The sequence below is a fragment of the Streptomyces sp. SAI-135 genome, assembly GCF_029893805.1.
Lineage (GTDB): Bacteria > Actinomycetota > Actinomycetes > Streptomycetales > Streptomycetaceae > Streptomyces.
Genome location: NZ_JARXYP010000002.1, coordinates 7,136,086 through 7,155,441, shown reverse-complemented (window position 1 = coordinate 7,155,441; position 19,356 = coordinate 7,136,086). Strand labels below are relative to the sequence as shown.

The following is a 19,356-nucleotide window of genomic DNA, read 5'->3' as shown; positions in this document are numbered from 1 at the left end:
CTCTCTCTCAGGACCTGGAGACCGATGTCCTTCCGCACCACCAGCAGCGCCTTCGACTACGTCGAGGACGTGTCCCCGGGCAGCGGGGCCCTCCCGCCCCGCGCCTGGTACGCGTCCTCCGACGCGAAGGCCCTGCCCCTCGACGGCACCTGGCGCTTCCGGCTGTCGGCCACCGCCGACGCCGAGGACGACTCCTTCGCCGAGGAGGGATACGACGCGGCCGGCTGGGCCGAGGTCACGGTCCCCGGGCACTGGGTCCTCCAGGGCGACGGCGCCTTCGGGCTGCCCGTCTACACCAACCACCTCTACCCCTTCCCGGTGGACCCGCCGCACGTGCCGACGGAGAACCCCACCGGTGACCACCTGCGGGTCTTCGACCTGCCGGAGGACTGGCCGTCGGACGGCGGCGCCGTCATCCGGTTCGACGGCGTCGAGTCCTGCGCCCGGGTCTGGCTCAACGGCACGGACATCGGCGAGTTCAAGGGCTCCCGGCTCGCGCACGAGTTCGCCGTGGGGCATCTGCTGAAGCCCACGGGCAACGTCCTGGCCGTCCGTGTGCACCAGTGGTCGGCCGGCTCCTACCTGGAGGACCAGGACCAGTGGTGGCTGCCGGGCATCTTCCGCGAGGTGACCCTGCTGCACCGCCCGGCGGGCGCGGTCCTCGACTTCTTCGTGCACGCCTCCTACGACCACCGCACGGGCGAGGGCACCCTGCGGGTCGACTCCGACGTCGACGGGCGGGTGCTGGTGCCCGCGCTCGACATCGATGTCGCCACCGGTGAGTCCGTGACCGCCCTGGTGGCCCCGTGGAGCGCCGAGAGCCCCCGGCTCTACGACGGCGAGCTGGTCACCGAGGGCGAGCGGGTCCCGCTGCGCATCGGCTTCCGCACGGTCGTCCTGGAGGACGGCCTGATCAAGGTCAACGGCAGGGCGGTCCTGTTCAAGGGCGTCAACCGGCACGAGTGGCACCCGGAGACCGGCCGCGCCCTGGACCTCGCGACCATGCGCGAGGACGTGCTGCTGATGAAGCGGCACAACATCAACGCCGTGCGCACCTCGCACTACCCGCCGCACCCCGCCTTCCTGGACCTGTGCGACGAGTACGGCCTGTGGGTCATCGACGAGTGCGACCTGGAGACCCACGGCTTCACCGAGCAGGGCTGGCGGGACAACCCCGTCGACGACGACCGCTGGACCCCGGCCCTCCTGGACCGTGCGGCCCGCATGGTCGAGCGGGACAAGAACCACCCCTCGATCGTCTTCTGGTCGCTGGGCAACGAGGCCGGCACCGGTCGCGGTCTGACCGCGATGGCCGAGTGGATCCACGGGCGCGACCCCGAGCGGCTCGTGCACTACGAGGGCGACTGGAACTGCCGGGACACCGACGTGTACTCGCGGATGTACGCCTTCCACGACGAGGTCGAGAGCATCGGCAAGGAGCTCGACGGCGGCACCCACAAGCGCCGCGAACTGCCGTTCATCCAGTGCGAGTACGGCCACGCCATGGGCAACGGTCCCGGCGGTCTCGCCGACTACCAGGACCTCTTCGAGAAGTACGACCGGCTCCAGGGCGGCTTCATCTGGGAGTGGATCGACCACGGCGTCAAGCACGCCGAGCTGGGCTACGCCTACGGCGGCGACTTCGGCGAGGAGCTGCACGACGGCAACTTCGTCTGCGACGGCCTGGTCTTCCCGGACCGCACCCCCTCCCCCGGGCTCGTCGAGTACAAGAAGGTCATCGAGCCGGTCCGCATCGAGGGCGCCGACGGCACCGTACGCGTCACCAACAAGTACGACTTCGCGGACCTGTCCGCCCTCGCCTTCGAGTGGTCCTACGAGGTGGAGGGGGAGCGGGTCGAGGCAGGCACGCTGTCGGTGCCGGTGCTGGCTCCCGGCGAGTCGGCGGACCTGAAGCTGCCGGAGCCGCCCGCGCACGAGGGGGCCGAGGCGCAGTGGACGGTCCGCGCGCTGCTGGCGTCCGACACCGCCTGGGCGCCGAAGGGCCATGTCGTCGCGTGGGGCCGGCTCCCGGCCGTCGCCGCGGTACGGCCCTCCGTCGCGCCCACCGAGCGGCCGGTGCGCGGCGAGAAGCTGATCACCCTGGGCCCGGGCGCCTTCGACGCCCGTACCGGAGCGCTCCGGACGATCGGCGGGGTGGCCGTCGACAACCCGCGGCTGGACGTGTGGCGGGCGACGACCGACAACGACGAGGGCACGGAGTGGAACTCCGGCATCCAGTACAGCGCGCTGTGGCGCACGCTCGGCCTGCACCGGATGCGGCACCGGCTGGCCTCGGTGGAGGTCGGCGAGGACGCGCTGACGGTCCGCACCAGGGTGGCGCCCGCCGCCCGTGAGGTGGGCCTGGGTGTGGCCTACCGCTGGACCTCGGACGGCTCGCGGCTTCGCCTGACGGTGTCCGTGGGCCCCGAGGGCGAGTGGACGCAGCCGCTGCCCCGGCTCGGCATCCGGCTCGGGCTGTCCGAGGCCGACCAGGTGACGTGGTTCGGCGGCGGCCCCGGCGAGGCCTATCCGGACACCCACAAGGCCTCCATGGTCGGGCGCTGGAACGCGACGGTGGACGAGCTCCAGACCCCGTATCTGCGCCCGCAGGAGAACGGTGCCCGCGCGGACGTGCGCTGGGTGGAACTCGGCGGTCTCAGGATCGAGGGCGACCCGGAGTTCTCCTTCACGGCCCGGCGCTGGACCACGGAGCAGCTGGACGCGGCCACCCACCTCACCGACCTCACCCCGGGCGAGACGGTGTGGGTCAATCTCGACCACCGCCACCACGGCATCGGCACCGCGTCCTGCGGTCCTGGCCCTCTCCCGCAGTACCACCTGCGGGCCGAGCCGGCGGAGTTCTCGTTCGTGTTCTCGGTGATCGATTAGTCCAATGCACAGGTGGATTAATCCATTGCCTGTGTGATCGTGCCTCTGCGACGGTCATCGTGTACCCGCGGCCGGTCGGCCCTCCAAGCCGACCGGCCGCACCTCTTGTTCACGACAAGGGAGTTCACAGCGTGCCCGGAAGCATCGAGGTTCGCGGCCTGTCCCGCACCTTCCACACCACCGTCCGCCGCCCCGGCCTCGCCGGCACACTGCGCTCCCTGGTCAACCCGGAGCGGGTCGCCAAGCACGCCGTCTCGGACATCACCTTCGACGTGGCGCCCGGCGAACTCCTCGCGCTGCTCGGCCCGAACGGCGCGGGCAAGTCCACCACCATCAAGATGCTCACCGGCATCCTCACGCCCACCTCGGGCGAGGCCCGGGTGGCGGGCGTGCTGCCGTACGAGGATCGCGAACGCAACGCCCGTAACATCGGCGCGGTGTTCGGGCAGCGCACCCAGCTGTGGTGGGACCTGCCGGTGCGCGAGTCGTTCTCGATCCTCAGGGACATCTACGAGGTGCCGAAGGCCGAACACGCGGCCCGGCTCGCGGAGTTCGACGCGATCCTGGAGCTGTCCGCGTTCTGGGACACCCGGGTCCGTCACCTCTCCCTGGGCCAGCGGGTGCGCTGCGACCTGGCGGCCGCGCTGCTGCACGACCCGCCGGTCGTCTTCCTCGACGAACCGACCATCGGCATGGACGTCGTCGTCAAGGAGCAGGTGCGGGAGTTCCTGCGCCACCAGGTCGAGGAGCGCGGCCGTACGGTCCTGCTGACCACCCACGACATGACCGAGGTGGAGCGGCTCGCCGAGCGGGTGGTCCTGATCAACCACGGCAGGCTGGTCCTGGACGGCAGCCTGGACGAGATCCGCCGCAAGTTCGGCTCGACGTGGCAGGTCCGGGCGACCCTGGCCGACGCGCACACCGAGGTCGTGCCGCTGCGCGGGATCGCCGTACTGAAGAAGGACGGACCGCAGGTGGTGTTCGGGCCCGACGGACCCGACGCCCCCACCGTGCACCAGGCGCTCAAGTCGGTCATCGAACGGTACGAGGTGACGGGTGTCGCCATCGACGAGGCAGACCTGGAAGACGTGATGCGAGCCGCGTACGTGCACGTGGAGCCTGCCGTGGAGGGGGTCTGACATGGCCGTCCTGCACGCCTGGCGCGCCGCCCGGGTCACCCCGCTCGGCGAGCTGCACGCACCGCCGCGGATGACGGCCGTCCTGGTCCGGCTGGTCGTCCAGGTGGTCCTGGTGGCGTCCCTGTGGCACGGCCTGTACTCCCGCACCGGCACGACCGCGGGCCTCGCCGAGGGCCAGGCCGTCTCGTACGCCGTCCTGGCCGTACTCGCCTCCCGCCTCAGGGAGTTGGACCAGTACGCCGGCCGGGACACCGTGCTCCAGCACATGCACTTCGGCACGATCGTCTACTGGTACCTGCGCCCGCTGCCGCCCCAGCGCTACCACGCCCTGCGCGCGCTGGGCGAGCAGTTGTACGGGTTCGCGTGGGCGCTCGGCGGCTATCTGGTCTGCCTGGCGGCCGGGGTGGTGGATCCGCCGGGGTCCGCCGCCGTGGCGGGGGTGTTCGCGCTGAGTCTGCTGCTGGGCCAGTGGGTCCTGTACCACGTGATGCTGATGCTGGACCAGCTGTGCTTCTGGACGGTCCGCAACAACGCGGCGATGCTGATCCTGATCTTCGCGCAGAACCTGCTGTCCGGGGTGTACGCGCCGCTGTGGTTCTTCCCGGACTGGTTCATCACGCTGAGCGGATTCCTGCCGTTCCAGGCCACGTTGAGCGTGCCGCTGTCGATCTACATCGGCCGCATTCCGCTCTCCGACGCGTGGGAGCAGCTGGCGGTCCAGGCGTTCTGGGGCGTGGCGCTGACCCTGTTCACCCGTTTCCTGTGGCGGCGGGCCGCCCGCCGCGTCATCTCCCAAGGAGGCTGAGGCCCGTGAACGGCATGCGGATCGCGTGGCGCGTCACGCGTCTCAACTTCCGTGCGCAGCTCGAGTACCGCACGGAGTTCCTGCTGATGATCGCGATCGGGGCGATCTGGCAGGTGTCGGTGATCGTGTTCGCCACCGTGCTGCTGACCCGGTTCACCGGGATGGGCGGCTGGGACAGCTCGGAGGTCCTGCTGATCCCGGCGACGAGGATGCTGGCCCACGGTCTGTTCGTCCTGTTGCTCGGCCGGGTGCACGGGGCGGGACGGCAGATCCAGGAGGGCAGGATCGACATCTATCTGACCCGCCCGATGCCGGTGCACCGCCAGCTCCAGCTGGCGTTCTTCCCCACCAACGCGATCGGCGACCTCACCGTCGCCGTGGGCCTGATGGTCGGCGCGCTCAGCCGCAGCCGGCTGGACTGGACACCGGGCCGGATCTCCTATCTGATCGCGGCGGTCATCGGCGGCATGCTCCTGGAGGCGGCCCTCTTCACGGCGATCACCTGCGCTGCCCTGCGCTTCCCGGCCGCCGACTACTGGAGCCGCTGGCTGGAGGAACTCCTCGGCACCTTCGGCAGCTATCCCCTGAACGTCCTGCCGAAGGCGGTCGGCGGCCTCCTCACCTACGGCCTCCCCCTCGCCTTCGTCGCCTACTTCCCCGCGGCGGTCCTCACCGGCCACGGTCACGACACCGGCGCCCCCTACTGGCTGGCGGCCCTCTCACCGCTGCTGGGAGTGGCGGCCTACCTGGGCTCACGGGTGCTGTGGCGGTGGAGCCTTCGGCACTACGCGGGGGTCAACGGGTGACATCCCGGCCGTGAGCGGTGTCGGGACCGCTGCGCGACGCGTCACGTCAGGACCGCCGGACCGGGGTGAGCAGGGCCGCGCCCGCGACGAGTACGCACGCGGTGCCGGCCAGCAGGCCCACCGGGGCCGTTCCGTGGTGTTGCGCCGCCCAGGTCAGGACGGCCGCGCCGATCGGGGCCGCCGAGTAGTGGAGGGTCCAGAAGGCGGAGGTGACGCGACCGAGGAGGTGCTCGGGCGTGACCTCCTGGCGCAGGGACATGGAGCAGGTGCCGGCCATTGCGCCGCAGGCGAGGAAGACCGCGGTGAGCACGGCGACGGCCGGTACGCCATCGGCCCGGCCGATCCCGGCGAAGGCGAGCCCGCACAGCGCCACCGAGGCGGTCCAGACCGCGCCGAAGCCGAGCCGCCGACGGACCCGGGCCACCAGAAGGGCACCGGTGACGGTGCCGAGGGCGCCGACGGCCATGACGGTGCCGACCGTGCCGTCGTCGTGGCCCAGGTCGTGCTTGAGGTGGTAGATCACCAGGTCGTTCAGGCCGAGGGTGAGGAAGCTGAACACGAACAGCAGCACGGTGAGCGAGCGCAGCACCGGGTGCCCGCGCAGGAACGCCACCCCGGTACGCAGGTCACACCACAGGCCGGCGGGTCCGGACGCCTCTTCGGGACGGGCGCGGAACCGCACGGAGAACGTGCACAGCGCCGAGACCCCGAAGCTCGCCGCGTCCACGCCGACCGCCGTGGCGGGGCCGGTCCAGGCCGCGACCACTCCGGCGCACACCGGTCCCAGCACCCCGGCCGCGGCGGCCGTCGCGTTCAACCGGCCGTTGGCCTCGGTGAGTCGACCGGTTCCGACGAGACTCCGTACGACGGTGACGTACCCGACGGCGAACAGCATGCCGACCGCCTCGCACACCGGCAGCACCGCGTACAGCAGCCACAGACGCGGCCCGAACAGCCAGGCCAGCGGGATCACCGCGTACAGCACCATGCGCACGAGGTCGCAGCCGATGAGCAGCCGGCGCCGGTCGACCCGGTCCACCACCACGCCCGCGAACACGGCGGCGACGACGGACGCGGCACCGCCGACCGCCGTCAGCAGTCCCATCCGGGCGAGGGAACCGGTGCTCTCGAGGACCAGCAGGGGCAGGGCGATCAGGGCGAAGGAGTCTCCGAGGACGGAGAGGGTCTGCGCGGCCCAGAAGACGGCGAAGTCGCGTTGCCGCCAGAGCGGGAGTGAACCGGCCTGCGGCGAAGGGGACTTGCCGGTCGTGCCGTCCCGCTGTGCCTCGTACGCCATGCCCCTCCCCCGGTGCCCCGGCAACCCTAGGACCACGGGAGACGGCCGCCAAGCGAATTACCGCCCGGCCCGGCTCACCCCGCCGTCACATTGCTCGTGATCAGCCGGAGCAGTTGCTTCACCGAGGCGTCCTGCTCGGGCGTCAGCCCCATGGCGTCCCCCATCGCGGGCGGCACCGCGCGGGCCTTCTCCCGCAGCGCCGCGCCCTCGTCCGTGAGCCGGATGGCCACCGACCGCTCGTCGTCCGGCCGGCGTTCGCGGCGCAGCACCCCGGCCGCCTCCAGGCGTTTGAGCAGCGGTGACAGGGTGCTGGACTCCAGTTGCAGGGCCGCACCCAGGTCGCGCACGGAGATCGAGTCCTGATCCCAGAGCACCAGCAGCACAAGGTACTGGGGATAGGTCAGGCCGAGTTCGTCGAGCAGCGGGCGGTAGCGCGCGGTGACCGCCCTCGACGCCGCGTAGAGCGCGAAGCACACCTGGTCGTCCAGGAGCAGGGACGGCTCGGCCCGCCCGTCTGCGGTGGTACTCACGAACGGCTCCCTTCGGTGGGTTCCCCCACCGTACGCGTTCAGGTTTCCCCGATTCTATCGAGCACGAATTAGTTGTGCACGACTTAATCGTCCGCTACTGTTCTCGATGTGCCGCCGCTCGGCCGAACCGACAGACCGAGCGCGCCCGCGGCACCCGATCCGAGGAGATCGCCATGACCGACAGCACCCACCGCCCCGTACTGGAACCCGCCGCCCAGGCCTTCGTGGAGGCCACCGCGAACCCGCCGTACCTCTTCGACCTGGGCCCGGTCGAGGGCCGCAAGGCGGTCGACGAGGTGCAGTCGGGCGAGATCGCGAAGCCCGCCGTCGACGAGGAGTGGGTGACCGTCCAGGGCGGCCCCACCGGCAGTGTCCGGGCGCGGATCGTCCGGCCCGCCGGCGCCACCGGCACCCTCCCCGTGGTGATCTACATCCACGGCGCGGGCTGGGTCTTCGGCAACGCCCACACCCATGACCGGCTGGTCCGCGAACTCGCCGTCGGCGCGAACGCCGCCGTCGTCTTCCCCGAGTACGACCTCTCCCCGGAGGCCCGTTACCCGGTCGCGATCGAGCAGAACTACGCGGTCGCCCGCTGGGTCGTCGAGCAGGGCGCGGGCAAGGGATTCGACGCCACACGCATCGCCGTGGCCGGGGACTCCGTCGGCGGGAACATGACGGCCGCCCTGACGCTGATGGCCAAGGAGCGCGGGGACGTCCCGCTCGTCCAGCAGGTCCTCTTCTACCCGGTCACCGACGCGAGCTTCGACACCGGCTCCTACCAGCAGTTCGCCACCGGCTACTTCCTGCGCCGCGACGCCATGCAGTGGTTCTGGGACCAGTACACGACCGACGAGAAGCAGCGCGCCGAGATCACCGCGTCCCCGCTGCGCGCCACGACCGAGCAGCTCACGGGCCTGCCCCCGGCGCTGGTGATCACCGCCGAGGCGGACGTCCTGCGCGACGAGGGCGAGGCGTACGCGAACAGGCTGCGCGAGGCCGGAGTCCCGGTCACCGCGGTCCGCTACCAGGGCATCATCCATGACTTCGTGATGCTCAACGCCCTGCGCGAGACGCACGCCGCCGAGGCCGCCATCGCCCAGGCGGTCAGCACGCTCCGCACGGCGCTCGCGACCGCCTGACCTCTCCCCGTCGCTGCCCGAAGGCCCCGGATCCCGAAAATCCGGGGCCTTTTCCTATGCCATCCAGTATGTTGCCTAGGAGCCCTAGGTAATGGAGTACGCATGGTCCCCCGAGCCGGACTGAGCACCGACCGCCTCACCGAGGCGGCGGCCGACCTCGCCGACGAGATCGGCTTCGAGAACGTCACCCTGGCCGCCCTGGCCAAACGCTTCGGCGTGAAGGACGCGAGCCTGTACGCGCACGTCAGGAACCTTCAGGACCTGCGCACCCGGGTGGCCCTGCTCGCCGGCGGCGAGCTGATCGACCGGATCGCCGTCGAGGTGGCGGGCCGGTCCGGGAAGGACGCGCTGGCCGCCTTCGCCGGGGCCTACCGCGCGTACGCGCTGGAACGGCCGGGCCGGTACGCCGCGACCCAGATCCGGATCGACCAGACGCTGATCGCCGGCACCCCCGCGCTCCGGCGCACTGCCGAGATCACCTACGGCATGCTGCGCGCCTACGGTCTCGCCGAACCCGATCTCACCGACGCGGTACGCCTGTTGCGCGCCACCTTCCACGGTTTCTGCGCCCTGGAGTCGGCGGGCGGCTTCGGCGCACCCCGCGACGTACAGGAGTCATGGGACAGGGCGGTCGACGCCCTGCACGTGGCACTCGAGAACTGGCCCCAGGAGGAGAACACCGATGACTGACCCGTGCTACGACATCACCGGCCACGGCCCCGTACTGCTGCTGCTTCCCGGCGGCGCGGGGCACCCGATGGGCCTCGGCCCGCTGACGCAGGCGCTCTGCGGGCACTTCACCGTCGTCACCTACGACCCTCTCGGCCTCGCCCACGGCCGGCTCGGTGAACCCGTCGCCGACCAGCGGGTCCAGGACTGGAGCCACGGGGCGCGGCGGGTGCTCGACGAGACGCTTGCGGAGGGCGGCACGGCGTATGTCCTCGGCACCAGTGCCGGGGCCGTGGCCGCGCTCGATCTGGCGGTCAGGCACGCGGAGCGGCTGCGGCACGTGGTCGCGCACGAGCCGCCGTGCGTGGGGGTGTTGCCGGACGGGGCACGGCAGCGGGCGGCGTTCCGCGATGTCTGTGCCGTCTACCGGGCCAGGGGGCTCGCGGCGGCGGGCGCCCTGATGACCGCCGTACTGGAGGAGCGGGACGCGGGAGAGCTCCCGGCCGGCCAACCCCTGTCCCGGGAGGAGGAGTTGACGACCCCCATGGCACTGGCCCTCGCCCACGTCATCGAACCCTTCACGTCGTACGTCCCCGAGGCGGGCCCTTCCCCCGCCCCCCTCACCGTCGCCGCGGGCGCCGACTCCCGCGGCCAACTCCTGTACCGCACCGCCGAGTACCTGGCGAAGCACCTTCAGGCCGACTTCGCCGAGTTCCCCGGCGGCCACCTCGGCGTCCTCCAGCACCCGGAGGATTTCGCCGAACGGCTCACGGGCACGCTGCTCGGGGCCGGCCCGCGGTCATGACAGGTGGGTGTCAGGCGCCGGGGTCGGCCTCCGGGTGGGTGAACCGCACGGGCTTGTCCAGCGACCGGGCGTAGGCGATCTCGGCCCGGGTGCTGTCTCCGATGTGGTCGCCGACCACGAGCACCTCGTCGGCGAGCCGGATCTTCGCCCGGTGCAGGTCGTCGAGCCGAGCCTTCAGCGCCTCGGCGTCGGCGGGGTCGCCCCAGAGCTCGTGCGGCGACTTCATGTCGCACCCCGGCTTGACGACGATCCTTCCGGCTTCGGTCTCCCGCAGATCGGCCTCGGCCATCTCGGTCATGAAGCGGGTGGAGCCGCAGATCGCGACGATGCGCGGGAGGCCCAGCAGCTTCTTCGCGTCGGCGAGCCGCTCCTCGGGGGTGAGCGGTCGCGGACCGGGCACGACGTCCACACCGGAGCCCTCCCACCGGACCCGCGTCCCGGAGCCTCCCTTCCATGTCACCGTCAACTCCCGTGCCCCTGTGGCCCTTGCGGTCACCGTCTCCCCCAGCGGCTCGGCATCGGCGTCCGCGGTGAGGCGGGCCAGCGCGACGAACAACGTGTCCCCCTCGCCCGTCACCCCGCTCAGCTCGTCGTCGAGGCCCACGGCGGGCAGCAGTTCGGACCGGACGTCGTCCCGCGCCGCCCACCCCGTCACCCGCACCGGCGTCCCGGGCTCGGCCCCGGCCACGAGGAAGGCACGCACCTCCACGGCTCCCCGCGCCAGCACGACACTGCGGACCCGCGCACCCCCGGCCGCCGTGTGCCGGGAGGCCGCCCACCCCTCCCCCACCCCCAGCGGCTCGATCTCCGTCCGGCTCGGATCGCCGTTCACGAAGAGGCTGTTGTCGTACGACGGGGAGGGCTCGGTCGCCGTGGAGTAGGCGAGGCGGGTGTAGTACGGGTCGTAGCGGACGTCCTCGCTGCCGTGGTTGTGGAGGCGGACCAGGCCGTCGGAACGGGTGGACTGGAGAAGCCAGTTGGGGGCGGTGATCGAGGTGAGCGCGTCGGAGCGTTCGGCGGGGCCCGGTTCCTCCACCGCCGTCCACACCTCGTGGTCCGCCGGGAGGAGCAGGCCGAGGAAGCCCTTGCTCGCCCAGTACGGCGAGGCCGGGCCCGAATAGCCCTGGAGGACCGCCGGGTCGGGGCCGTGCCAGCCGAGGGTGAGCAGGCCGCGGGAGTCCACCGCGCCGCGGTCCAGGAAGTACTTGAGGGCGCCGGAGGCCAGCCGCCGGGTCTCGCCCGAGGAGAGCGGGGTGTGGCCGGTGAGCGCGCCCAGCCACAGGGGGGCCGTCGTCGCGAAGCGGTAGGTGAGCGAGCGGCCCTGGTGCATCGGGGCGCCGTCGGCCCCGAACAGGCGGGCGTAGTCGGCGAGATGGCGGGAGAGGCGGCCGCCGTACAGGTCCAGCAGCCGGTCGTCCTCGGCCAGCCAGGCGTGCAGCACCGGGTAGAGGTGCATGGCCCAGCCGTTGTAGTAGTCGAACTTGCGGCCGTCGCCGTCGGTGTACCAGCCCTCGCCGACGTACCACTGTTCGATGCGCTCCAGACCGCGGTCGATCGCCTTGCGGGAGGCCTCCGGCTCGTGGCCGAGCGAGGACAGGAAGCCGGCCACCGTGACGGGGAAGAGCTCCCAGTTGCAGGGCCATGCCTCGGCGGTGAGCGCGTCGGTGAGCCAGGCCGCGGCGCGCTGCCGTACGGCCTCGTCCAGCCGGTCCCAGAGCAGTGGCCTGGTGATCCGCAGCGCGAACGCGATGGACGCCGCCTCCACCAGTGGTTGGCCGCGGTCCTCGATACGGGGCCAGACCCCCGAGACTCCGGCGGCGAGGCCGTCGGCGTACCGCTCCAGCGCGGTCGCGTCCTGGCGGAAGGCCGCCAGCAGGAGCGTACGGGCGTAGCCCTCAAGGCCGTCGGAGAGGCGGCCCGACCAGCTCTGGCGGTCGCCGGGGAGGTGGTAGAGGGCGCGGTCCTCGGTGGCGTACGGCTCGACGGCGGCGAGCAGGGCGTCGGCGGCGGCCTCCCAGTGGGCGCGCGTGCAGCCGGTGTGCGGACTGAGGGTGCGGTCCTCGGGGGGCAACTGCATCGGTTCTCTCTTCCTCGACTCGCAGACTCGCCGGATCGCAGACCCGCCGGATCGCAGACTCGCAGACTCGCCGGCTCGGGACACAGACCTGGGGCGCCCCGGTTCCGGTCGGGACGCCCCAGGCGTCTATCCCACCCGCACCAGGCCCGCGGGCACCAGCCCCTGTGCGACGAGTTCGTCGCGGACCAGGCCCGCGTACACGGTGGCTCCGTGCACGGAGGTGTGGGTGTTGTCCCTTTTCTCGTTGTAGAGGTAGATCGCCTTGGAGCCCTCCACGCCCAGGGACTCCACGAGCGACTTCGTCCTCGCCGTCAGGTCGATCAGCGGCACGTCCTCGGCCGCGGCGACCGAGCGGATCACCGCGGGATGGTCCACCCCGAGGCCGTTGACCAGCAGGGCCGTCCCGTTGTTCAGCGTGCCGTCCGAGTTGAACCAGCGTCGCACGACGGGCGTCACGAGGACAGGGTTCCCGCCTTTCTCCCTGACACCCGCGACCAGAGTCTCCAGGTTCGCCCGGTAGGTCGCCTCGTCGGTCGTCTTGTCGTTGTGGGCGAGCTGGACGAGGACGAGGTCGCCGGGGCGGATCAGCGGCTGGACCGTGGCCCACAGACGCGGCTCGGACAGGTAACTCACCGTGCTCTCGCCGGAGTCGGCGTAGTTGGCCACGGACAGGCCCTTGCGCAGGTACTGGGGCAGCTGCTGACCCCAGCCGGAGTAGGGGTCACCGGGCTGGTCGCAGACGGTGGAGTCGCCGACGAGGAAGATCTGGCGGGCGTGCCGGGCCGGGGTGACCGAGATACCGGCGAGCGCGGGGGCCGAGCCGCTCAGCGCGAGGTCCAGGCCGGGTGTGCCGTCGGGGCCGGTCGGCTCGCCCTCAGGGGTGCGGACGTTCACGGTGAAGCTGCGCGAGACCCGGTCACCGGCCGCGACCGAGGTCTCCGGCAGCAGGGAACGCCGGGTCTCGCCGGTGATCGCGGTGCTCGACCCGGCGTCGCCGCCGAGCAGGACCCGCACGTCGTACGTGCCGGGCGGGACGTCGAAGTGGCAGCCGGCCGCGGTGCAGTTCTCCAGGCCCGGCGGACGTCCGGTGTGCGCCTGCGCCGGTACGGCCGTCAGGCCCGCGGCCAGCGCCACCGCCGCCAGCACGGCGAGGTTGAAACGTCTCATTCGTGGTTCCTCCGTCAGGGGGCAACACCTGGCGCCGGACCGTACCGCCATCTGCAAGCGCTTTCTAGACCTTGGGTCGATTTCACAAGATTGCCAACCTCCAGCCAGCGAAAGCCCTTTCGCAAAATCGATTCAACTGTCACTCTCCAAAGCACCCGCACCACCCCCACACCTCCCGGAGGAGGCACCCCCACATGTCCGGATCCACCGTGAACAGACCGGTCGGACGCCGAACCCTCGTCCTCGGCACCGCGGCCGCCGCAGGGACGGCCGCGCTCGCCGGGCCGCTCGCCCCGTCCGCGTCCGCCGCGGGTTTCGGCTGGTCCGACGACGGCTCGAACTACGTCGTCGACACCGGCGCGAACCTCGTCTTCAAGGTCAGCAAGACCAACGGCGACCTGACCTCGCTCGTCTACAAGGGCACGGAGTACCAGGGCTACGGCGGCAAGAACTCGCACATCGAGTCCGGTCTCGGCACCTCCACCGTCACCGTCAAGCAGTCCGGGTCCACGATCCTGGTCTCGGTCGCGTACGGCACGCTCCGGCACTACTACGCGGCCCGCAGCGGCGAGAACAACGTCTACCTGTGGACCAACCGGGCCGACACCTCGGTCGCCTCGACCCGCTTCATCCTGCGCGTCAGGGCGGGCCTGTTCCTCAACGACCAGCCCGATTCGTACACGTACGCGCCGACCACCATCGAGGCCTCGGACGTCTTCGCCAAGTCCGACGGCCAGACCCGCTCGAAGCACTACTCGAAGCTGCGGGTCATGGACTACGACTACGTCGGCTGGAGCGCGAACGGCGTCGGCCTGTGGATCGTCCGCTCCAACCACGAGAAGGCGTCCGGCGGTCCCTTCTACCGCTCCCTGCTGCGCCACCAGAGCGCGGACGGCGGCGGCCTCTACGAGATCCTGCACTACGCCCAGAACCAGACCGAGGACGAGCGCTTCGGCCTCCAGGGCCCGTACGTCATCGCCCTCACGGACGGCGGCGCGCCCTCCTCCTCGCTGTTCCCGGGCACCCTCACCACCTCCTGGGCGGACTCGCTCGGCATCTCCGGCTACGTCGCCCCGGGCGGCCGGGGCCGCGTCGCGGGCGTGGGCATCACGGGCCGGAACACGGCGTACCCGTACACCGTCGGACTCGCCAACCCGGCCGCCCAGTACTGGGGTCCGGCCCGCTCCTCGGACGGTTACTTCTCCATCGGCGGGGTCCTGCCGGGGACGTACACCCTGACCGTCTACAAGAGCGAACTCGCCGTGTACACCACCTCCGTGACGGTGACCGCCGGCGGGACGACCACCCTGAACTCCCTCGCGATCCCGTCCACCAACGACCCGAGCAACGCGGGCGCTATCTGGCGGATCAACGACTGGACGGGCACCCCGAGCGGCTTCAAGAACGCCGACCTGATGACGTACGCCCATCCCTCGGACGTCCGGGCCGCCTCCTGGACCGGCAATGTCGTCGTCGGCAGCGGTACCGAGACCTCCGCCTTCCCCTGCTACCTCTGGAAGGACGTCAACAGCGGTCTGCTGGTGTACTTCAAGCTGACCGCCGCTCAGGCCGCCGCCGCGCACACCCTGCGGATCGGGGTGACGACGGCCTACGCCAACGGGCGGCCGCAGGTCGTCGTCAACGACACCTGGACGTCGGCGATCCCCTCCCCGCCCACACAGCCGAGCACCCGGTCCCTGACGAACGGGTCCTACCGGGGCAACAACCACACGTTCACCTACAGCGTTCCGGCCAGTGCCTGGCGCACGGACACCGGCCAGTACAACACGCTGAAGATCAACATCGTGAGCGGTTCGGGGTCGACGGCCTATCTCAGCGCGGGCACGTCGATCGACGCGATCGACCTGCTGACCTGACGTCAGGTACCGCGCGTCCACTGCTGGTTGGTCGCTCCGTTGCACGTGTACGTGATGATCGGGGCGGAGTTGGCGGTGGACGCGCCGTTCACGTCGAGGCACTCACCGCTGGTGCGGGCCTTGATGTTGACGTAGGAGCCCGAGGTGACGACCGACCACTGCTGGGTGGTGGCGCTCGACGAGCAGTTCTCCTGGGTCACGTCGGTGGCGTTCTCCTGGAGGCACAGCGAGCTGCCGCGGCCGACGAGCTGGTAGTAGCCGGTGCCGAGGTTCTTGAACCACCACTTCTGGTTGCCGCCGCCGTTGCAGGTGTACTGGCTGATCGCGACGCCCTGCCACAGCGACTGGTCGGGCACGTCCGCGCACTTGCCGCTGTTGCGCGCGACCAGCGTGTTGTACGTGGCAGCGGTGCCGGAGACGGTCCCGGCCGCCGCGTCGATCGTGACCTCGGGGTACCAGGACATGGACATTGTGGTGGAGCTCGGGAAGGTCAACGGCAGCCAGACGTACCGCGAGTCGTTGACGGTCCCGCCGAAGGAGTTGCCCCAGCGGTCGCCCATGTAGAGGTACGAGGTGCCCGAGGTGCCCTGCACCGGAAGGACGTAGGCGGTCTGCGAGTTGTAGGTCGTGGAGTCCCCGACGTTCGCCATCGAGGTCCACGGGCCGGCGAGGGAGGTCGCGGTGGCGTACTGCTGCTGATTGGCGCTCCAGCCGGTCGCGCCCGAGGTCAGCATGAAGTAGACGCCGCCCCGCTTGAACAGGGCCGGGGCCTCGCGGTGGCCGCCCGGCCAGGGGTTGGCGACGAGACCGGCGATGCCGGTGTAGTCGGCGGTGAGCCGGTAGATGTGCAGGTCGTAGTTCTCGTTGGCGGCCGAGACCATGTAGCCGGTGCCGTCGGTGTCGACGAACGTGGTGATGTCACGGGACATGTACTGGCCGAGCGGGCGGAAGCTGCCCTGGTAGGCGTAGTTCCCGTCGACGGTGTCGGACACGGCGACGGCCGCGCGGGCCTCGCTGTAGTCGGTGCCGTTCTCCTTGTGCATCCACATCACGAACTTGCCGGTGGTCGCGTTGTAGACGACCTTGGGCCGCTCTATGTATGCCTTGGACAGCTCGGAGGCGGAGGACTGGGTCAGGACGTGGTTCCTGAACTCCCAGTTCTTCAGGTCGGTGGAGCGGTAGGCGTCCACGTACCGGAAGGTGTTGTCGGCGTTGCGGTCCTCGCCGAACCAGTAGTAGTAGGAGCCGACCTTGACGACCCCGCCGCCGTGGGCGTGCAGGGCGCCTCCCGAAGTGTCCGTGAACCGGACGCCGTTCGGGACGGTCAGCGGGGCGGCCTGGGCCGGTCCGGCGGTCACCAGGGCGCCGGCCAGGGCCAGGCAGAGGGCGATCAGTACCGCGTACACACGTCTCAAGACGCGACCTCCGTGTCCATGGCGGTGTCCGCCACCGGTACGCCGAAGTCAGGCGTGCCGTCCGCGTGCCAGCCGAGCTTCTGCACGCGGGTGTGGCGGTTGGGGTCGTTCAGCGGGTCGCCGACGATCTCCTTGTACGGGCGGGCGTGGTAGACGAGGACGTCACTGCGGCCGTCCTCGGCGACGGTGAAGCAGTTGTGGCCGGGGCCGTACTGCCTGGTGGTGTCGTTGCTGGTGAACACGGGGGTGGGTGACTTGGACCAGCTCGCCGGGTTCATGAGGTCGGCGTCCGCGTCGGCCGTGAGCAGGCCCATGCAGTAGTGCCGGTCGGTGGCGCTGGCCGAGTAGGACATGAACAGGCGGCCGTTGCGGGCGATGACCGAGGGCCCCTCGTTGACCTTGTAGCCGACGCACTCCCAGTCGTACTGCGGTGTGGAGAGCCTGATCTGAGGCCCCGTCAGCGTCCAGGGATTCGCCATCCTCGACAGGAAGAGACCGGTGTTGTTGTCCAGGCCGGGCTCGTGCTGGGCCCAGGCGAGGTAGCGGGTGCCGCGGTGGGTGAAGGTGGTGGCGTCCAGGGAGAAGGTCTCCCAGGCAGTCCGGATCTGGCCCCTCTCCACCCAAGTGCCCTTGAAGGGGTTGGGGTTGGCGTTCTCCAGGACCCAGATGCGGATGTCCCACACGCTCTCGGCGGGCGCGGAGGCGAAGTAGATGTACCACTTGCCGCCGATGCGATGGAGCTCCGGTGCCCAGATGTGGGCGCCCATGACACCGGTCGGATGCTTGGTCCAGACGACGGACTCGTCCGCGGTCGCGAGGCCGTTGATGGTGCGGGAGCGGCGCAGGACGATGCGGTCGTACTCGGGGGCGGTGGCGGTGAAGTAGTAGTGGCCGTCGGTGTGACGGTGGATGTGAGGGTCGGCGCGGTTGCGGACGAGCGGGTTCACGAAGGGTGCGGCCTTCTTCGGGCGCGGGGCGGCTTCGGCGGCGGTGGGGGTCGCGGCCAGGGCGCCCGCGGCCAGGGCACCTTTCAGCAGCAGTCGCCGGTGGGGGACGTCGGGGGCGCGGCTCATACGGACTGCCTCTCGGGTGGGGGTGTCCTGAGAGCGATGTTCGATATTGAGAACATCTGTTGTGATTGCGAACAGCCGAAAGGTACGGCTGGGGAACCAGGAGGTCAACGGGTCGGACGCGATCGGGAGAACGCGCTTTCTGCCGACGGTTGATTCCGCGGCGCCCCGCGCCACGGGTGAGGTGGCCGGAGGGCTGGACTGGTGGCCGTACGTCCTCGTGCTGGGCCTGCCGGGCGGCCTGGTGGACGCGCCGACGGTCAGGGGACGGGGCGGGCAGCGCCGAGCCGGCCGCCACGCGACACACTGAACGACCGGGCCCCGAGGGCCTGGGTGCCCACATACCGGTCCCGGTGTTCGCGGACCGGACAGGCGGGGCCGGCCGACGTGCCTTCGGTTAGCGTCGGGGCATGACCCGCGACACCCCGGAAGTCCCCGCCGCCCTCGCCCGCCCCTTCGCCGAAGCCCTCGCGGCCGGCCCGGTCGTGCTCGACGGCGGAATGTCCAACCAGCTGGAGTCCGCCGGACACGACCTGAGCGACGAGCTGTGGTCGGCGCGGCTGCTCGCGGAGCGGCCCGAGGCGATCACCGAAGCGCATCTCGCGTACTACGAGGCGGGCGCCGACGTGGCGATCACCTCCAGCTACCAGGCCACCTTCGAGGGGTTCGGCAAGCGCGGGATCGGGCGCGAGCGGGCGGCCGAGCTGCTCGCCCTGAGCGTCGGGCTGGCGCGGGAGGCGACCCGCCGGGCGAAGGCGAACGGAGTACGGCGGCCGCTGTACGTGGCCGCCTCGGTCGGACCGTACGGCGCGATGCTCGCGGACGGCTCGGAGTACCGGGGCCGCTACGGGCTGAGCGTGGCCGAGCTGGAGGCGTTCCACCGGCCCCGGCTCGAGGTGCTGGCGGCGGCCGTGCCCGACGTCCTGGCGCTGGAGACGATCCCGGACGCCGACGAGGCCGAGGCGCTGCTCCGGGCGGTCCGCGGTCTCGGTGTCCCGGCCTGGCTCTCCTACTCCGTCGCGGGCGGCCGCACCCGTGCGGGGCAGCCGCTGGAGGAGGCGTTCGCCCTGGCCGCCGACGCGGACGAGGTCGTCGCGGTCGGCGTCAACTGCTGTGTCCCCGGGGACGTGGACAGCGCGATCGGGATCGCCGCGCGGGTCACCGGCAAGCCGGTCGTCGTCTATCCCAACAGCGGGGAGACCTGGGACGCGGGGGCGCGGCGCTGGGAGGGCAGCTCCACGTTCACCCCGGAGGAGGTCTCGGGGTGGCGGCAGGCGGGAGCGCGGCTGATCGGGGGGTGCTGCCGGGTGGGGCCCGAGGCGATCTCCGGTATCGCGGGGGCGGTGCGGTAGCGGGGGCCGGTACGCCCGCTCGCCGAGGGGATCCGGTCGTCCTGCGGCTGCGGCCGTCGCCGTGGCCGCTCGCTCGCACAGTCCCCCGCGCCTCCGTCCCAGGGGCCGACCGCGGTCGCCGTCAGTGACGCCGGGCCAGGCCCGAGCGCCTCAGCCGTCGTACGACCGACCGCAGCTCCGCGGTCCGCGCGGGCCAGCCCTCAGCCGGTTCCGACACGGGCGCCGTCCGCCCGGTGGTCGGGTCCGCCGTCCACACCACGAAGCGGCTACGGCCGTCGTCATGGCCGCCCGCACACTTCCCCGCGCCCCCGAAGGGACG

Annotated in this window: 14 protein-coding genes and 1 pseudogene; 9 read left to right on the top strand and 6 right to left on the bottom strand. The window is 71.3% G+C overall.

Annotated features, from left to right (window positions below; translation table 11 throughout):
* The first annotated feature begins 24 nt into the window (after window positions 1-24).
* From M2163_RS36760 to M2163_RS36745, 4 genes are all read left to right on the top strand, one after another.
* Window positions 25-2,889: a glycoside hydrolase family 2 TIM barrel-domain containing protein gene (locus M2163_RS36760; RefSeq protein WP_280896135.1), complete on the top strand. Its 2,865-nt coding sequence runs from the start codon at window positions 25-27 to the stop codon at window positions 2,887-2,889.
* Between the two features lie 131 nt (window positions 2,890-3,020).
* Complete coding sequence (locus M2163_RS36755) at window positions 3,021-4,028, top strand: ATP-binding cassette domain-containing protein (protein ID WP_280848601.1); 1,008 nt, start codon at window positions 3,021-3,023, stop codon at window positions 4,026-4,028.
* A gap of 1 nt (window position 4,029) precedes the next feature.
* Window positions 4,030-4,833, top strand: coding sequence for an ABC-2 family transporter protein (locus tag M2163_RS36750; protein ID WP_280896134.1), 804 nt, complete (start codon window positions 4,030-4,032; stop codon window positions 4,831-4,833).
* A gap of 5 nt (window positions 4,834-4,838) precedes the next feature.
* The gene (locus M2163_RS36745) at window positions 4,839-5,639 is read left to right on the top strand and encodes an ABC-2 family transporter protein (RefSeq protein WP_280848603.1); all 801 of its coding nucleotides are present in this window, start codon (window positions 4,839-4,841) and stop codon (window positions 5,637-5,639) included.
* A 46-nt stretch (window positions 5,640-5,685) separates the two neighbouring features.
* Here M2163_RS36745 and M2163_RS36740 read toward each other — a convergent pair whose 3' ends face one another.
* Entirely contained in the window at window positions 5,686-6,936 is a 1,251-nt protein-coding gene (locus tag M2163_RS36740) for an MFS transporter (protein ID WP_280896133.1), read from the bottom strand.
* 74 nt (window positions 6,937-7,010) lie between these two features.
* The gene (locus tag M2163_RS36735) at window positions 7,011-7,466 is read right to left on the bottom strand and encodes a MarR family transcriptional regulator (protein WP_280896132.1); all 456 of its coding nucleotides are present in this window, start codon (window positions 7,464-7,466) and stop codon (window positions 7,011-7,013) included.
* Between the two features lie 173 nt (window positions 7,467-7,639).
* Here M2163_RS36735 and M2163_RS36730 point away from each other — a divergent pair, with 173 nt between their 5' ends.
* The 3 genes from M2163_RS36730 (at window position 7,640) to M2163_RS36720 (ending at window position 10,079) form a co-directional block, all read left to right on the top strand.
* Window positions 7,640-8,605 carry an alpha/beta hydrolase gene (locus M2163_RS36730; RefSeq protein WP_280848606.1) on the top strand — a complete coding sequence of 322 codons (966 nt, stop codon included), beginning with the start codon at window positions 7,640-7,642 and terminating at the stop codon, window positions 8,603-8,605.
* A gap of 102 nt (window positions 8,606-8,707) precedes the next feature.
* Window positions 8,708-9,295, top strand: coding sequence for a TetR/AcrR family transcriptional regulator (locus M2163_RS36725; RefSeq protein WP_280848607.1), 588 nt, complete (start codon window positions 8,708-8,710; stop codon window positions 9,293-9,295).
* Window positions 9,288-10,079 (top strand): alpha/beta hydrolase, encoded by a 792-nt coding sequence (locus M2163_RS36720; RefSeq protein WP_280848608.1) that lies wholly within the window; start codon window positions 9,288-9,290, stop codon window positions 10,077-10,079. The genes M2163_RS36725 and M2163_RS36720 overlap by 8 nt, the downstream gene beginning before the upstream one ends.
* Window positions 10,080-10,479: 400 nt before the next feature.
* On the opposite strand, the pseudogene M2163_RS36715 reads toward M2163_RS36720, so the two are convergent.
* Both M2163_RS36715 and M2163_RS36710 read right to left on the bottom strand, forming a co-directional pair.
* A pseudogene (locus M2163_RS36715) lies at window positions 10,480-12,156 on the bottom strand (DUF2264 domain-containing protein); the annotation flags it as partial.
* 126 nt (window positions 12,157-12,282) lie between these two features.
* On the bottom strand, window positions 12,283-13,323 hold the full coding sequence (locus tag M2163_RS36710; protein WP_280896131.1) for a rhamnogalacturonan acetylesterase: 1,041 nt from the start codon (window positions 13,321-13,323) through the stop codon (window positions 12,283-12,285).
* Window positions 13,324-13,517: 194 nt separating this feature from the next.
* Here M2163_RS36710 and M2163_RS36705 point away from each other — a divergent pair, with 194 nt between their 5' ends.
* Window positions 13,518-15,200: a rhamnogalacturonan lyase B N-terminal domain-containing protein gene (locus M2163_RS36705; RefSeq protein WP_280896130.1), complete on the top strand. Its 1,683-nt coding sequence runs from the start codon at window positions 13,518-13,520 to the stop codon at window positions 15,198-15,200.
* A gap of 2 nt (window positions 15,201-15,202) precedes the next feature.
* Here M2163_RS36705 and M2163_RS36700 read toward each other — a convergent pair whose 3' ends face one another.
* Both M2163_RS36700 and M2163_RS36695 read right to left on the bottom strand, forming a co-directional pair.
* A complete protein-coding gene (locus M2163_RS36700; RefSeq protein ID WP_280896129.1) occupies window positions 15,203-16,615 on the bottom strand; it encodes an RICIN domain-containing protein in 1,413 nt (470 codons plus the stop codon).
* Entirely contained in the window at window positions 16,612-17,688 is a 1,077-nt protein-coding gene (locus M2163_RS36695) for a glycoside hydrolase family 43 protein (RefSeq protein WP_280896128.1), read from the bottom strand. Before M2163_RS36695 ends, M2163_RS36700 begins: the two co-directional genes overlap by 4 nt.
* Before the next feature lie 407 nt (window positions 17,689-18,095).
* On the opposite strand from M2163_RS36695, the gene mmuM reads away from it, so the two are divergent.
* On the top strand, window positions 18,096-19,037 hold the full coding sequence (gene mmuM, locus M2163_RS36690; RefSeq protein ID WP_280848614.1) for a homocysteine S-methyltransferase: 942 nt from the start codon (window positions 18,096-18,098) through the stop codon (window positions 19,035-19,037).
* Window positions 19,038-19,356: the final 319 nt, after the last annotated feature.

Bases quoted from the DNA above. Each gene is read 5' to 3' on its own strand.
- M2163_RS36760 (WP_280896135.1), top strand. From the start codon at position 25: ATGTCCTTCCGCACCACCAGCAGCGCCTTCGACTACGTCGAGGACGTG.
- M2163_RS36750 (WP_280896134.1), top strand. From the start codon at position 4,030: ATGGCCGTCCTGCACGCCTGGCGCGCCGCCCGGGTCACCCCGCTCGGC.
- M2163_RS36740 (WP_280896133.1), bottom strand. From the start codon at position 6,936: ATGGCGTACGAGGCACAGCGGGACGGCACGACCGGCAAGTCCCCTTCG.
- M2163_RS36730 (WP_280848606.1), top strand. From the start codon at position 7,640: ATGACCGACAGCACCCACCGCCCCGTACTGGAACCCGCCGCCCAGGCC.
- M2163_RS36725 (WP_280848607.1), top strand. From the start codon at position 8,708: ATGGTCCCCCGAGCCGGACTGAGCACCGACCGCCTCACCGAGGCGGCG.
- M2163_RS36720 (WP_280848608.1), top strand. From the start codon at position 9,288: ATGACTGACCCGTGCTACGACATCACCGGCCACGGCCCCGTACTGCTG.
- M2163_RS36710 (WP_280896131.1), bottom strand. From the start codon at position 13,323: ATGAGACGTTTCAACCTCGCCGTGCTGGCGGCGGTGGCGCTGGCCGCG.
- M2163_RS36705 (WP_280896130.1), top strand. From the start codon at position 13,518: ATGTCCGGATCCACCGTGAACAGACCGGTCGGACGCCGAACCCTCGTC.
- M2163_RS36695 (WP_280896128.1), bottom strand. From the start codon at position 17,688: ATGAGCCGCGCCCCCGACGTCCCCCACCGGCGACTGCTGCTGAAAGGT.
- mmuM (WP_280848614.1), top strand. From the start codon at position 18,096: ATGACCCGCGACACCCCGGAAGTCCCCGCCGCCCTCGCCCGCCCCTTC.